The organism is Bifidobacterium subtile (assembly GCF_000741775.1).
GTDB lineage: Bacteria > Actinomycetota > Actinomycetes > Actinomycetales > Bifidobacteriaceae > Bifidobacterium > Bifidobacterium subtile.
In genome coordinates this window covers 173,795-187,710 of record NZ_JGZR01000016.1, presented here as the reverse complement: position 1 = coordinate 187,710, position 13,916 = coordinate 173,795, and the positions used below count along the sequence as shown (strand labels likewise).

General features: G+C 63.7%; 12 protein-coding genes. 11 read left to right on the top strand and 1 reads right to left on the bottom strand.

Features of this window, described 5'->3' with window-relative positions; all coding sequences use genetic code 11:
• Positions 1-20 precede the first annotated feature (20 nt).
• The 11 genes from BISU_RS10555 to BISU_RS11780 all read left to right on the top strand — a co-directional run bounded on the left by BISU_RS10555 (position 21) and on the right by BISU_RS11780 (position 13,115).
• On the top strand, positions 21-902 hold the full coding sequence (locus BISU_RS10555; RefSeq protein WP_024463589.1) for a hypothetical protein: 882 nt from the start codon (positions 21-23) through the stop codon (positions 900-902).
• 34 nt (positions 903-936) lie between these two features.
• Positions 937-2,520: a UDP-N-acetylmuramoyl-tripeptide--D-alanyl-D-alanine ligase gene (locus tag BISU_RS10550; protein WP_024463588.1), complete on the top strand. Its 1,584-nt coding sequence runs from the start codon at positions 937-939 to the stop codon at positions 2,518-2,520.
• A gap of 50 nt (positions 2,521-2,570) precedes the next feature.
• Entirely contained in the window at positions 2,571-3,674 is a 1,104-nt protein-coding gene (mraY, locus tag BISU_RS10545) for a phospho-N-acetylmuramoyl-pentapeptide-transferase (RefSeq protein WP_024463587.1), read from the top strand.
• Positions 3,675-3,760: 86 nt separating this feature from the next.
• Positions 3,761-5,254, top strand: coding sequence for a UDP-N-acetylmuramoyl-L-alanine--D-glutamate ligase (gene murD / locus BISU_RS10540; protein WP_033502964.1), 1,494 nt, complete (start codon positions 3,761-3,763; stop codon positions 5,252-5,254).
• A complete protein-coding gene (locus BISU_RS10535) occupies positions 5,241-6,644 on the top strand; it encodes a peptidoglycan glycosyltransferase FtsW (RefSeq protein WP_081672707.1) in 1,404 nt (467 codons plus the stop codon). Before murD ends, BISU_RS10535 begins: the two co-directional genes overlap by 14 nt.
• Before the next feature lie 15 nt (positions 6,645-6,659).
• Positions 6,660-7,850 (top strand): UDP-N-acetylglucosamine--N-acetylmuramyl-(pentapeptide) pyrophosphoryl-undecaprenol N-acetylglucosamine transferase, encoded by a 1,191-nt coding sequence (locus BISU_RS10530; protein WP_024463584.1) that lies wholly within the window; start codon positions 6,660-6,662, stop codon positions 7,848-7,850.
• 201 nt (positions 7,851-8,051) lie between these two features.
• Complete coding sequence (gene murC / locus BISU_RS10525; protein ID WP_024463583.1) at positions 8,052-9,605, top strand: UDP-N-acetylmuramate--L-alanine ligase; 1,554 nt, start codon at positions 8,052-8,054, stop codon at positions 9,603-9,605.
• On the top strand, positions 9,602-10,714 hold the full coding sequence (locus BISU_RS10520; protein WP_024463582.1) for a cell division protein FtsQ/DivIB: 1,113 nt from the start codon (positions 9,602-9,604) through the stop codon (positions 10,712-10,714). The genes murC and BISU_RS10520 overlap by 4 nt, the downstream gene beginning before the upstream one ends.
• A gap of 256 nt (positions 10,715-10,970) precedes the next feature.
• Positions 10,971-11,750, top strand: coding sequence for a DUF1829 domain-containing protein (locus BISU_RS10515; protein ID WP_024463581.1), 780 nt, complete (start codon positions 10,971-10,973; stop codon positions 11,748-11,750).
• A gap of 115 nt (positions 11,751-11,865) precedes the next feature.
• Complete coding sequence (locus tag BISU_RS10510; RefSeq protein ID WP_024463580.1) at positions 11,866-12,504, top strand: hypothetical protein; 639 nt, start codon at positions 11,866-11,868, stop codon at positions 12,502-12,504.
• Positions 12,504-13,115, top strand: a complete 612-nt coding sequence (locus BISU_RS11780; RefSeq protein WP_024463579.1) for an RES family NAD+ phosphorylase — start codon at positions 12,504-12,506, stop codon at positions 13,113-13,115. The genes BISU_RS10510 and BISU_RS11780 overlap by 1 nt, the downstream gene beginning before the upstream one ends.
• Positions 13,116-13,251: 136 nt before the next feature.
• Here BISU_RS11780 and BISU_RS10500 read toward each other — a convergent pair whose 3' ends face one another.
• Positions 13,252-13,887: a LysE family translocator gene (locus tag BISU_RS10500; protein ID WP_024463578.1), complete on the bottom strand. Its 636-nt coding sequence runs from the start codon at positions 13,885-13,887 to the stop codon at positions 13,252-13,254.
• Positions 13,888-13,916 lie beyond the last annotated feature (29 nt).

Below are 13,916 nucleotides of genomic sequence, written 5' to 3'. Positions count from 1 at the left end.
CAACAGGAAAGGTGCATCCAATGAGCGCAGTGAGCGAATCCGTCGGCAGACGGATGACCCTGGGTTACCTTGCGGACCATTACGGCTTCGGTCTCGAACCCTCGTTCGCCGTGGACGTGACGATAACCGCGCTGGCCGATGAGGTGGATTCCATAAGCCCGGGGAGCCTGTACATCCCCTCGAAAAGCGTCGACGTGGAACGGCTTGAGCAGGCCAGGGCGCGTGGCGCATATGCCGCGCTGGTGCCGCATGCGATGCGCGAGGTGGCGGACAGCGCGCAGCTTCCGCTGCTGTTCGCCGAACCCGATGCCAGGCAGATCGGCGCGCTGGCGAGCGATATCGCGGGGAAGCCCTCAGGCTTGCTCGCCATGTTCGCCATCTGCGGCGAAGATGGCGACGAGGTGGAGGCCAATGTGATACGACTGGCCGATTTCCTGCATATGCTCGGCAATCCGGTCGGCGTGATCAGCGCGTCCGGATCCAGTTCGCTCGAACGCCGACTCGATCTGCGCCACCCCATCGGCGTGCTCGACGTGCAGCACACGCTGGCCGTATGCGGCGAAGATGGCGCTGCTGCGGCAGTCGTCGCGCTCAACGAGCGCACGCTGCGCCCCGATGCGCTGCAATCGGTCGGCGTCGATGTGCTGGGCTGCGTGGATGAGGAGAAGCCGCAGTCCCTTGCAGCGCTTCGGCAGGCCCAGCGTTACGGTTTCGCAGCTCCCAAGCAGCTCAAGGTGACCACGCGCACAGAGGAGTCGGACGCGCTCGCCAGCCAGAGCGCGCTGGGGCAGCGCGACGCGTCGGAGCGGCGCTTGTCGTTGGCGATCGCCATGACGCTGGCCGCAGGAGTGCGCCGCGGCAATATCAAAAGCGCTCTGCGTGTCTCGCAGGAACTGCGCTAGACATGCATAGGAAGGGTTTTTCGGGAGGACGATCATGATAACAATGTCTGTGGCCGAGGTCGCGAACGCCGTGTCAGGCCGGATTGCAGCGGCATCGGCCGAATCGGGCGCAGCCGGCGCAGCGGATGCTGCGGAAGCGTCGCCATCCGATACAGGCGTCACCGCCGTCGTCACCGACTCGCGCCAGGCCGCTCCCGGCTCATTATTCGTAGCCATCCCCGGCGAGCGGGTCGATGGCCATGACTTTCTTGACGCGGCCGCGCGCAACGGCGCTCTCGCCGCAATCGTCGACCATGAGGTTCCCGGCGCGGCGCTCGCTCAGATCGTCGTCGGGGACTGCGTCAGGGCGCTGGGCGAGCTGGCCAAGTACAATCTTGCCTGCCGCCGCGCACAGTCCGGCGGTTTCTCCATCGTGGCCATCACCGGTTCGGTGGGCAAGACCACGACCAAGGACCTGCTGCATGCCTTGCTCGGCTCGCTGGCACCTACCGTTGCGCCGGTCGGCTCGTTCAACAACGAGATAGGACTGCCGATCACCGCGCTGCAAGTGGATGCGGATACGCGCTTTCTCATCGCGGAGATGGGCGCCAACCATGTCGGCGAAATCGCCAAACTGACGCAGATCGCGCCCCCGGACATCTCGGTGGTGCTCAAGGTGGGCACGGCCCATCTGGGCGAATTCGGCTCCGTCGAGCGCATTGCCCAAGCGAAAAGCGAAATCGTGCGCGGGCTGTTGCCCGAAGGCGCCACGGTGCTCAACGCCGACGATTCACGGGTCAGCGCCATGGCCAACATCGCCCCGGCCGACATCCTGTGGTTCGGCCTTGGCGAGGAGCCGCGCAACGTGCATCCCGGTATGCTCCGGGCAGAGCATATCGAAACGGACGAGCTCGGCCGCCCGGTGTTCACGCTCGTTCGCGTGGGGGGCGCTGACGCTTCGAATGCCGCCGGGCAGGCCAAGGCGCGGCAGACTGCGGTGGAGCAGCAGGCCACCGTGCATCTGGGCCTCGCCGGAAGCCACAATGTGATGAACGCTCTGGCCGCAGCCGCTGTCGCGGCGCATTTCGGCATGTCGCTCGACGCCATCGCGCGCGAGCTGCAGGATATCGGGCATGTCAGCCCGCACCGCATGGCGGTCTCGCGGGTCGACGACGAAGGCGTCGCGTTCACGCTGATAGACGATTCGTTCAATGCCAACCCTGATTCGATGAAGGCCGGCATCGAGGGACTGCGCTCATGGAAGCGCGACGACGCCACGATCTATCGCGTCGCCGTGCTCGGCGCGATGCTGGAATTGGGAGACGAGGAAACGGCGCTGCATGAGTCGATCGGCGCCTACGCGGCGAGCCGCGGCATCGACGCGCTCGTGGCGGTGGGCGGAGACGCCCACCTCGACGCGCTGGCCGCATCGCTTGCGCACGGGGCTTCGCAGGAGTCCGAGCGGCTGGCTGATGCGCACGTTTCGGTAGACTTGGTCCACAATGCTGAATACGCCAGGCTCGCAGTCATGGACCTGGCCCGAGCTCATCGCGGCGCGGTCGTGCTGCTCAAAGGCTCTCACGCCTCAGGGCTGAGCGCGCTGGCGGAGCAGTGGGCCCCGGTTCGCGCCGAGGTCTGACGGGTTCATATACAGAGAAGGAACGCAGGAGAAGAAGTGGGGTTGCAACATTGATTTCGCTCATCGTGGGAATCGTGGTGTCGCTGGTCGTCGTGATCACCGGCACGCCGCTCCTGATACGTCTGGTGCACCGGCTGCACTACGGGCAGTACATCCGCCAGGACGGGCCGCAGTCCCACCTGGTCAAACGCGGAACCCCCACCATGGGCGGCGTGGCGATCATCGCCTCCATCGTGCTGGGCTGGGGCAGCTCGGCGCTGTACCGATATCTGCATACCGGAGAGGCGCCTTCGGGTTCGGCGCTGCTCGTGATCTTCGCCATGATCTCGATGGGTGCGCTGGGATTCATCGACGATTTTGCCAAAGTGCGCAAACGGCAGAACCTCGGGCTTTCCGTGGGCGCGAAGTTCGCCGGGCAGTTCGTTCTCGCCACGATCTACGCCGTGCTGGCGCTGCTTGTGCCCACCAAGTCGGGCTTCCCCAGCGCGCAGGCGGGCATGAGCTTCATCGAGCGGCCGTTCTTCAGCTTCGCCTTCGCCGGCAATGCGCTCGCCATCGTGCTGTTCGTCATCTGGGCGAATTTCCTGATGACCGCGTGGACCAACGCGGTCAATCTCACCGACGGGCTGGACGGGCTGGCTTCGGGATCCTCGATGATCGCCTTCGCCGGCTACACGTTCATCGCCTTCTGGGAGAGCTACCATCTCAAGGGCGCAGGGCATGAGGGGTACGCCTATGCGGTCTCCGACCCTTTGGACCTGTCGATCATCGCGGCCTGCGCGGCGGTGGCCTGCTTCGGATTCCTGTGGTTCAACTCCAATCCGGCCACGATTTTCATGGGAGACACCGGCTCGCTGGCGCTCGGCGGGCTGTTCGCGGCAATGTCCATCGCCACGCACACCGAGTTCCTCGCGGTGATCCTCGGCGGCCTGTTCGTCATCGAGACCTTCTCCGACATCATCCAGGTCGGCTGCTTCAAGCTCACCCACAGGCGCGTGTTCAAAATGGCTCCCATCCATCACCACTTCGAGATGCTCGGGTGGAGCGAGACGAAAGTCGTCGTGCGCTTCTGGATGATCGAATTCATGTTCGTGCTCGTCGGCCTGATGACGTTCTACGCCGATTGGGCCGGACGCTCCGGGCTGCTGCTGTGAATGCGCCGATTGTAAGCTGTCGATTGTGTGGTGCAACGGCGATTGCGCGGCAACGGGCGCAAGGCCGATTGATACGGAGAGGATGAATGACAAATATGGAAGATCTCAGCGAGAAAACCGTTCTGATCGCAGGCCTAGGCGTTTCCGGGCGCAGCGCCCTCGACGTGCTGCAGGGCCGGGCCGGACGCATCCTGACGGTGGATGAGCGCAAGCCGGAGGCCGATCTGCGCTCCTTCGACGATGTGGACTGGGATCAGATCGACATCGTGGTCACTTCTCCTGGCTTCAACCCGCGCACGCCATTCCTCGTCAAGGCCCAGCAGCACGGCGTGGCCATCTACAGCGAAGTGGAGCTGGCCTGGCGGCTGCGGGCCGCGAACCAGTGCTCGGGCGTGGAGGCGCCATGGATCGGCATCACCGGCACCAACGGCAAGACGACCACCACGCAGATGGTTTCGGCGATGCTCGAGGCGTGCGGTCAGGAAGCCCCGGCGGTCGGCAACATCGGCAAGGCGCTTTCGCATGCCGCCGTCGATCCGGGCAACGACATCCTGTGCGTCGAGCTGAGCTCCTTCCAGCTGCATTTCACCGAGTCCTTGGCGCTGGACTGCGCCGTCATCACGAATATCGCCGACGATCACTTGGACTGGCATGGCGGCATCGAAAACTATGCGGCCGACAAGGCGAAGGTGTTCCGTGGCGTCAAGCGCGCGCTGGTCTTCAACGCGGACGACGAGCGGGTTTCCAAGCTCGCCGATGAGGCCGTCACGGCTCCCGGATGCGGCAAGGTGGGCTTCACTTTGCATGAGCCTGCGGCAGGGCAGTTGGGCATCCGCGAGGGTTGGATCGTCGACAGAAGCGGGCTGGCCGGCGATGGCAAAGCCAACAACGACAAGTCCCGAGTCGATGTGGACGGCGCTGACGGGAACAAAGCCGACGCGATTCGGGTCGCGCCGGTCGCGCAGCTCGCGCACTTGTGCGAGCCGGACGGCTCCCCATATCCCCATCTGCTCGCCGACGCGCTCGCCGCGCTGGCCTTGGCGCTCGGCATCGGCGCCGACCTGCCGACCGCGCTGGAGGCGCTGCAGGCGTTCTCGCCGGGAGGCCACCGGATCGAAACAGTTGCCGAGGCGACGTCCCCGGCCGGCGCGATTCGCTTCGTCGACGACTCGAAGGCGACCAACGCCCATGCCGCCGAAGCCTCGCTTGCCGCCTTCGCTGCGGGAAGCGTCGTATGGATTGCAGGAGGCCTGGCCAAGGGCTCGCGTTTCGAAGGGCTGATACGCGACCGGCGCGAGAAGATCAAGGCGGCGGTCGTCATCGGCGTCGACCAGCAGCCCATGCTCGACGCGCTGCGCTCGCAGGCGCCGGACATCCCGGTGAGCGTGATTGACCCGCAGGACAAGGACACGGTTATGAATCGTGCGGTGGATGCGGCCGGAGCCTTTGCCCAGCCGGGCGACGTGGTGCTCATGGCCCCGGCCTGCGCCTCGATGGACCAGTTCGTGTCGTATGCCGATCGAGGCGAGCGCTTCGCGGAGCAGGCGCGGCGCTGGATGAGGGACCATGGCGAACGGTAAACGCCCCCGCTCCTCCCGCCGCACCGCTTCCTCACGCAAGGCCGGCACAACCGATAATCCCGACAAGGTCGGGAAGGCCGCCGCGCGACGAAACGGTTCAACATCAGGGAGCGGTTCGGCCGCACGCGGTTCGGCGGCGCGACGGTACGACGACGAGCGACGTCTGACCGGCGGCTCCCGCGGCGGCGATAATGCCGGCGGCGGCGCGGGCCGCGACAGGCGCGGGGGGTACGGCGGCAGCGGCTTTCGTGCGCTGAGCAATCCGCTGTGGTGCTATCACGGATTTCGCATCGCGGTCATCGCCCTGACGTGCTTCGGCGTGATCATGGTCTTTTCCAGCTCGGCTGTCACGATGATCTCGCTCGGCGTCTCCCCCTGGAAGCAGGCGATAACGCAAGGCGTTTACTGCGTGCTGGGCTTCGTGCTGGGCATCGCCGCCATGCATGTGCCGGTTGCGGCATACCGCCGGTTCGGTTTCCTCTTCCTCTGTTTCGCGATTGCGCTCCAGCTGGTCACTTTGACGCCGCTAGGAGTCTCGGTGAACGGCAACTCGGGATGGATCGGCATTCCCGGCGTGTTCACCATGCAGCCGGCCGAGGTGGTGAAGCTGGCGCTGTGCGTCTGGATGCCTACCGCCATGGAATCTTCGACACGCCGGTACGCCGCAGAAGGGCTGAAGGCATACGCGCTGCCCTCGGGCATGTTCGCGGCGTGTCTGCTGGCCGTCATGGCCGGCAAGGATTTGGGCACGGCGATGATACTGGTCTTCATCGGGGCGGCCGCGCTGCTCGTCGGCGGCTTTCCGCTGCGCTGGTTCGGCGGCATCGCCGCGCTGCTCGTGGTATTCATCGCCGCATTCGTCGTCACCAGCCCCAATCGCATGAAGCGCATTCTGGCGGCCTACCAGCCCTGCTCGGCCAACGATGTGGCGGATGTATGCTATCAGGCCATTCATGCGAAATATGCGATGGGCTCCGGCGGACTGCTTGGCGTGGGCATCGGCAATTCGCGAGAGAAGTGGAACTACCTGCCCGAGGCGCACAACGACTTCATTTTTGCGATTATCGGCGAGGAGACAGGATTCCTTGGCGCGGTGATGGTGATCGTGCTGTTCGCCATCGTGGGGTGGTGCCTTATCTGCGTGGCGCTGCAGACGCAGAAACGCTATGTTTCGATGGTCCTGGTGTGCATCGCGGTATGGCTGGTGGGGCAGGGACTGGTCAACATCATGGTGGTGATCGGGCTGCTGCCGGTGATGGGCGTGCCCTTGCCCTTCGTCTCGGCAGGCGGCTCCTCGCTCATCATGTGCCTGGTCGCGGCAGGAGTCGGCGCGAGCATGATGCGCGCTCAGCCGCAGATCAGTGCAGGCACCTCCCCACTGAACGCGTGACTAGACTCGTAAGTTATGAATAGCGCACAACGACACATCGTTCTGGCTGGCGGGGGCACCGCGGGCCATGTCAACCCCCTGCTGGCCGTGGCCGACGCGATCAGGTCAATCGATCCGCAGGCCTCGATAAGCGTGGTGGGCACCGCCGTGGGCTTGGAGCACGATCTGGTGCCGCAGGCCGGCTACGAGCTCGACACCATCGACAAGGTGCCCTTCCCGCGCCGTCCGAACCGCGCCGCGCTGCAATTCCCGGGACGCTGGCGCAATGAGCGACGTCGGGTGCGTGAGATTCTCGCACGCCGTCAGGCTCAGGTGGTCGCCGGATTCGGCGGCTACGCCTCGGCGCCGGTCTATGCTGCGGCGCATCGCATGGGCATTCCGATTGTGATCCACGAGCAGAACGCCCGGGCTGGCATGGCCAATAGACTCGGCGCGCGCTGGGCTGATTTCATCGGCACGGCGTATGACGGCACTGGTCTCAAAACGCGTGACGACGCGAAAGTGCAGCGCGTCGGGCTGCCGCTGCGCCCGGCGATTGCGGCGCTATGCCGGCGCATCGAATCCGATCCGCACGCTGCCCGGGCCGAAGCGGCACAGCAGCTCGGCGTTGACGCCGAACGGCCGCTGATCGTCGTGACCGGCGGCTCGCTGGGCGCAGCCAGTCTGAATCATGCCGTGGCTGCATCAGCCGATGCGTTGCTCGATCACGCGCAGGTCATCCATCTGACGGGCAAGGGCAAAATCGAATCGACTCGTCAGACAGCGGTCTCCCGCGTGGGAGAGGGGCCGATCAACGACCTCGGGCCTGCGCACGCCGGACAGGGCGACTATCATATGGCTGAGTATCTCGAACGCATCGATCTGGCTTTCGCCTGCGCCGATCTGGTGATATGCCGCTCCGGCGCCGGCTCGGTTTCGGAGCTTGCCGCCATCGGCTTGCCGGCGGTGTATGTCCCGCTTCCGATCGGCAACGGCGAGCAGCGTTTCAACGCGCAGCCGGTGATCGAGGCGGGCGGCGGCCTTATGATCGCCGATGGCGACTTCACGCCGGAATGGGTGGCCTCGCAGCTGCCGCCGTTGCTGGCCGACACCCAGCGTCTGCGCGACATGGGCCGGGCGGCCTGGTCATATGGCATTCGGGATGCCGCCGAGGTCATGGCGCGTCGGATACTCGAACTGGTTGACCAGCGGCATGGGCGGCGTTGAACGCGCAGACGGTGAGGCGCGGCAATGCGCGATATCGCGCGACGCCCAATCGCCGACAGCCTCGGCCCCTAGCATCTGGGGGCTGTTGCGGGCATAATAGGTAGGGTTTTTACGGTGACAAGGCATTTGGGCGAGACCAATGAGCAAACGACTGAGCAAACGATACAGGGCAAAGGCGAGGAGCATATGATGCCGGGAAGCATGACGAACGGCGGAACCATCGATCTGGATCCCACCATCCCGGCCTTCGGGCCTGACGATGACGTGCAGCAGCTGGGCCGCATGCATTTCATCGGCATCGGCGGGGCGGGCATGAGCGTGCTCGCCGAGATGCTGCACGCGCGCGGCGTGGAAGTAGGCGGTTCGGATCGCGAAGCCAATGCGAAAACGCAGCGGCTCGAATCGTTAGGGATATCAGTGGCCATCGGGCAGGCTGCAGCCAATGTCGAAGGCGCGCGCACCGTGGTGTATTCCAGCGCGATTCGTGGCGATAATCCTGAAATCGTCGCAGCGCACGAACAAGGCTCGCGCATCGTGCATCGCAGCGATATCCTCGCGCTGCTCATGCATGGCAAGCGCGCGGTGACAGTGGCCGGGGCGCATGGCAAGACCACGACCAGCTCGCTGCTGGCGCATATTCTCGTCACAGCCGGAACCGGTGCGCTGGCTGACCCAAGCTATGCGATCGGCGGCTCGATCCAACGGCCGGACGGCATCTCTTCGGACGGCGGACACGCCGGGTCCGGCGACGTGCTGGTGGCGGAGGCCGACGAGTCCGACGGCAGCTTCCTCAAATACCATCCCGACGTTGCGATCATCACGCACGCCGAAGCCGACCACCTCGATCATTACCACGACGAAGAGCATTATCAGGCCGCGTTCGTCGAATATGCAGGGCATGCGCACGACCGCGTGATCATCAGCATCGACGACGACGGCGCACTGGGCATCTTGCAAGCGCTGGACCCGTCAGTGGCTGCGCGGGCCATCGCCTACGGCACGCGCAAGCTGGCTGCGGCGGAGCTCAACGGAGCCGCCTTCGCCCGAATCGAAGCGGAGCGCGAAGAGGCCGGCAGCGGCGAGGAGCGCTTCACGCTGCACATTCCGGGCGATGCCTTCGACGGCGTCGCGGATACGCGGGTGCCGGTCGCGCTGCGCATTCCCGGTGCGCATAACGCCCGCAATGCGTCGGCCGCGATTCTCGCAGCAGTGCAGCTGGGGCTGGAAGCGCATGCGGCCGCGGCTTCGGTGCTGGATTTCGCCGGGGCGGCCCGACGCTTCCAGGTGCGCGGTTATGAAAAGGGCGTCAGCGTCATTGATGATTACGCGCATCACCCTACCGAGATCAGGGCGCTGCTTGAGGCGGCGCGGCGACGCTACCCGCAGGCCGGCATCCATGTGCTCTTCCAGCCGCATCTTTTTTCACGCACCAAATATTTTGCGCATGAGTTCGCCGAGGCACTCAGCTTGGCCGATGACGTGATCGTGAGCGGCATCTATCCGGCCCGCGAACGGCAGGAGGATTTTCCCGGCATCGGCGCGTCCAGCATCGTCAGCGCGGCGGCTGAGCTGCCGCACGAGCCGCCGACCGGTTGGATTCGCGCAGTCGAAGACATGCATACGGCGGCGCAGATGATCGTGATGCGCGCCCATCATGACGATGTGATTCTCACCGTCGGCGCCGGCGACATCACCGATATGGACCCAGTGCTGCTGCACGCGCTGCAGGCGCATCGCGATGCTTGCGAGGCCTGATGGGCAGGCGGGTCACTAGTTCCAGGCGTGGGCGCAAAGGCGACGAGTCCGGCGATTCCGCGTCGCATGAGCAGGGGAGGGGCCGTGTCATATCCGGCTCGTCCGCTCGGGATGACGTTGCTGCGCAGCCCGGGGATTTCGCCCAGTCCGGGACTTCGGCTCGCTCCAACCGGATGCGCAACGGCGAGACGGCGAGGGGCCGTTCCGCGCGTCGGAGCATCGTTTCGGATGCTGGCGCAGGCATGGGCATCGAAGAATCCGACGGGTTCGTGGATGCACGGGCATTGCCCAGCGAGGACTTGGTGGCCAAAACTCTGAATGAAACAACCGGCACGCTTGGCATCGCCTCACGTCCCAAGGTCGTCGATTTCAGCGCACGGCTTCGAGAGCGACGTCGCGCCAGCATCCGCACCATCGCCCTGCGCGTGACCGCAGTCGTCGGAGTCATCGCCGTGGTCTGCGGCTTGGTGTGGCTGCTCCTGTTTTCCAGCGTCTTCCGCTTGGATGCTGGGCAGATCGCCGTGTCCGGCGGCAATGAGTGGGTCAGCACGCAGCGCATCCGCGACATCGCCAATCGGCAGAGTGGCAAATCGCTGTTCCTGGTCTCGGCGAATGAAGTGACTTCGCGGCTCAAGGACATTCCCGGCGTCACCGATGCCACGGCCGATAAGCGATTCCCCAAAGGCATGGCGGTCGCGGTGAAGGCGCAGAAGCCTGCCGCCATGCTCAAAACCGACAAGGACATGACCGCGGTCGATGGTCAAGGCCGCGTGCTCAACTCGGTCAACGGGGCCTCGGCCGATGGCATCCCGGTCATCGAGGTCGGCGACGTCGACAAAGGGCTGCGCAGCCGCGCCGTGCAGGAGGCACTCAGGATCCTCAGCACGCTGCCCGAGAATATGCGCAAAGGCATCACCAAAGTCAGCGCTCAGACTCAGGACTCGATCACCACGGAATTGAACGGCGGCGACCGCGTCATCATCTGGGGCGACGCCTCGCAGCTGGATCTGAAGAAAGCCGTCGTCGACAAGATCATCAACGACCCCACTAAAATCGGCGACAAGCACCAGGTCGACGTCTCCGCCCCCCTGCGCCCGATCATTAAGTAAACAAGACGACTGGGGTGGTCTTCGACTGGAGTATGGAATCCTCAGATTCCTATCGATGCGAAAAGCGCGTCAGACGTTATGTGTCCGGAATATTTGGGGGATGGCCTGTGCCGAACCACGCCCTAAGCTAGCATGGCTATATGTCGCATTCGCCAGTGCTGGTGGGCCCTCGGTTTGCTTATGGACAGAAGGCGTATTTGATGCGTACGTAACCGTGGCCATGAATGGACAGAGATGCCCCGGAAGGAATGCTGCCATGACACAGAGCACGACTCTCGAAACCATAGTCGATGAATATGCCGACTGGCTCAAAAGCCATTCATCCGTGAGAAGTTTGGGAAACTGGAACGAGGTCACCGTACCGTTCCTTGATCATATGGGTGATCATTTCCAGTTCTACGTGAGATTTAAAGACGGACGAGTGGAATTCGACGACGACGGCTACACGCTCAGCAACATGGAGACATCTGGCTTCTCGCTTCAGGGAAAACGGAAAGAGCGCGTCGCTGAGACCGCTAATCAATTCGGGGCATTGTACAAGGATGGTGTCGGCTCCATAGCGATGATTGCGAAACCGGAGAAAACCGGGGACGCGATGAACCGTTATGTTCAAGCTCTCGTCCATGTCGATTCGCTTATGGAAATCGTGAACCGAAGAGTGGCCGGGTACTTCGCCGAAGATGTGGCTGATGCCTTGTCGGAGCAGAACATCTACTACACGCAGGATGTGAACATACAGGGGAAATCCCTGTACTCCCACAATTTTGATTTTCTGTTCCAGAAAAGCGAGAATCGACCAACGATTTTTGCGAAGGCGCCGAATAGGCTCGACCAGACCGCTCTGGCTATGACTTTGTTCGCCTGGGATGATGTCAGTGGCACGAAGGAGCGGAAAGATGCGGAACTGCTCGTATTCGCTGATGACCGAGACAAGGCTGTTAATGCGGATGTTCTGACAGGATTCGAGCTGTACAACGCGAAGGTGCTCAAATATTCGGAGATACCCGACAAGGCGCGACCCCTGCTTGCCGCGTGAGGCGACGGTTTGTATTGGTGCCAACGGGAGTTGATTCGATGGACACATGATGGTCTGTCGGCGCATTAGGGGTTGACGTAGTTGGCATTGACGGGGTTGACGGTAAGCTTGGAATATGACAATCATACAGAAGGCGCAAAAGACGGGGCTGCATCCCCACGTCAAAGGCAAGTCCGTGCTGGCGTCCGGCTCGGGCGGTGGTGCCGGTCTCAGGGCGGCACATCGCGGTGAGGCGGTCAAGCGGCCGCGTCCCGCCCGGCACGCCGTGGCGCGGGATCGTGCGCTTCGGCTGGCTGATGCGATTCTTGAGCGCGTGCCGGATCTCGATGAATGGGCTCTGGATGACGAGCACTTGGACGAGACTGTTGACATGATCGCCGGCGTCCTGCCTCGGCGTTCGCTTTGGGATGAGCTGCTCGGCCCCTTCTACACCACCCATAGCTTGGGCAAGGTGCTGGGCGTGAGTCGGCAGGCCATTGGCAAGCGGGTGGGCAGCGGCTCGCTTGTCCGCGTGCGCACGCAGGATGGTAAGTCCCTGTACCCGGCGTTCCAGGTGCGTGACGGGGTTCTGGTCCCAGGCCTGGGCGAGGTCGTGCAGGCCCTGCGCATGGGCACGGACGACGAGTATTTGATCGCCCAATGGCTCGCTACCCCCGTGGACGGCGGACTGTCTCCCATCGAGCGATTGGCGGCGGGTGATGTGGATGGCATGCTGACCCAAGCTAGTCACACTGCCATGGCGTGGGCCGCCTGATGACGGCTGCGCAGCCGCCTGCCAGTCTGGCGGGCTTCCCCGTTCGCATCCTGCAGGAGGGCAGCGTCGTGTACCGCTCTCATGCTGCGGATCGTGGTGCCGGATGGCGCTCCTCGATTCCCAACACAATCGACCCGGGCGGCGGGCGCTTCGATCTGGCGTCCCCGCAGGGCACGCTATACGCCGCCGATGACGTGGAGACCGCTGTGCGCGAGAAGGTGCGCGAGGCCGCGTGGGTGAGCCAGGCGGTCAGCGACAAGATGGCCGCCGGGTTCAACGTGGCTGTCATCACCGTCGAACACAAGGCCTCCTGCGCTGACATCTCTTCACGTGAGGCCGCCGGTTTCGGCGCGACCCGGCAGCTGGAAAGCGAGGAGGACTACACGATTACGCATGCTTGGGCTGGCGCGTTCGCGAAGGCAGGGATGCAGGGCGTGCGCTACGGGTCGCGGTTCACTAGCGGGCCGGCGCGTGCTTGGGCCACGTTCGGAATCGAAGGTACGTGCGGGCTCAAAGTGAGCCGCGAAATCCCCGGGACCGTGGTTTGCGCTCAAGCCGGTCTGCGTGTTCTGGCTCCGATCAGACGTGCGAAAGACGTCACAATCATCTGACATCTGAACCCGTTGTTTCCCGCGCTGCTTTGCACCGTAGCACAAGCATAAACGCCGGAAAGCCATGCCTTCAGTGACTCTGTCGTTGCCCTACCCGTAATTCGCAGAAGGCGATGTCAGCTGTGCGGCGGTGTTGTCAGCGCCGTGCCAGTACCCAGCCGCCGAGTCCCATAAGTACGCTTCCGGTAACCAGTCCGAGCGTTTGGCTGAATGCCTGCTTGCGAAGGAGCTGCTCGATGCGTCTGAGAATGGCGAGGACTATCACGTACCATGCTGCGGCCAAGAGGCAGAAGCATCCGGCCAGCACGACGTGCTGAATGAGCGGGCTTAAAGGACTCAGGTTGAATTGCGGGAACAGGGATAGATAGAATATCGCGACTTTGGGATTGAGCAGATTCGAAAGCAGTCCTTCGCGAAAGCCGTGATGCGTTACGATTTCCCTGTGCGCGTGAGTGATGGTGCCCTCGATAGATGCGCCATGCCGCTGCAGCCACACGGAACGGATCGATTGGATTCCCAGCCATACAATATACAGACCGCCCGCGATGCGCACGACATGATAGAGCGTCGTGGAGGCCATCAGAAGAACCGTCAGGCCGAAAGCCGCCGCCGTGCCTAATATGACGTTCCCTGTCATGATGCCGATAACCGTATGGCGAGCCACGCGCTGCCCTCCGTGCGCGGCGTTCCTCAGCAGCAGTGCCATATCCGGCCCCGGCACGATGATGATGAGGAGAGAAGCCAAGATGAAAGTGATGAGTTGCTGAAGCATTGCTGTTCCTTCTGTGCGCGTGCCTTTTA

Bases quoted from the DNA above. Each gene is read 5' to 3' on its own strand.
- BISU_RS10555 (WP_024463589.1), top strand. From the start codon at position 21: ATGAGCGCAGTGAGCGAATCCGTCGGCAGACGGATGACCCTGGGTTAC.
- BISU_RS10550 (WP_024463588.1), top strand. From the start codon at position 937: ATGATAACAATGTCTGTGGCCGAGGTCGCGAACGCCGTGTCAGGCCGG.
- murD (WP_033502964.1), top strand. From the start codon at position 3,761: ATGACAAATATGGAAGATCTCAGCGAGAAAACCGTTCTGATCGCAGGC.
- BISU_RS10535 (WP_081672707.1), top strand. From the start codon at position 5,241: ATGGCGAACGGTAAACGCCCCCGCTCCTCCCGCCGCACCGCTTCCTCA.
- BISU_RS10530 (WP_024463584.1), top strand. From the start codon at position 6,660: ATGAATAGCGCACAACGACACATCGTTCTGGCTGGCGGGGGCACCGCG.
- murC (WP_024463583.1), top strand. From the start codon at position 8,052: ATGACGAACGGCGGAACCATCGATCTGGATCCCACCATCCCGGCCTTC.
- BISU_RS10515 (WP_024463581.1), top strand. From the start codon at position 10,971: ATGACACAGAGCACGACTCTCGAAACCATAGTCGATGAATATGCCGAC.
- BISU_RS10510 (WP_024463580.1), top strand. From the start codon at position 11,866: ATGACAATCATACAGAAGGCGCAAAAGACGGGGCTGCATCCCCACGTC.
- BISU_RS11780 (WP_024463579.1), top strand. From the start codon at position 12,504: ATGACGGCTGCGCAGCCGCCTGCCAGTCTGGCGGGCTTCCCCGTTCGC.
- BISU_RS10500 (WP_024463578.1), bottom strand. From the start codon at position 13,887: ATGCTTCAGCAACTCATCACTTTCATCTTGGCTTCTCTCCTCATCATC.